The following is a 346-nucleotide window of genomic DNA, read 5'->3' as shown; positions in this document are numbered from 1 at the left end:
TCGCTGGGCAAGATCTTCTACTTTGCCCCCGATAACTTGCGCTGGGAGCCCACCAACAAAACGTACTCGGACTTTTTACGCTTTTGTTTTTCGGGGGATCTACAAGCCTACTATCGGAACCTGCGCTGGAAGGGGTGGCAACAAGAAGTCAGCCAGCTGTCCGGCAACCAAGGCTTGGCGTGCTATCCTTTTCTGTTCACCAAAGAAGGCAAGAACATCGCCAAGGACAAGCGGGGTGTCGTGCCGATTGCCGAGCTGTGGACCTTTGGCCAGGACATGCAACGTCAACTGGACGGGGCGCCGTAAGTGCTGGATACTTATGACTTATAACTTTCTGCAAACGCTC

The 346-nt window shown here is 53.5% G+C and carries 1 protein-coding gene; it reads left to right on the top strand.

What is annotated here, in order from left to right:
• A partial coding sequence (locus BXP70_RS29285) for a DUF2625 family protein (RefSeq protein ID WP_143436803.1) occupies positions 1-306 on the top strand: 306 nt, incomplete at its 5' end.
• Positions 307-346 lie beyond the last annotated feature (40 nt).

It is taken from the genome of Hymenobacter crusticola (genome assembly GCF_002154225.1).
Lineage (GTDB): Bacteria > Bacteroidota > Bacteroidia > Cytophagales > Hymenobacteraceae > Hymenobacter > Hymenobacter crusticola.
The sequence above is the reverse complement of the archived record's forward strand: the minus strand, read 5'-3'. Positions and strand labels throughout refer to the sequence as shown.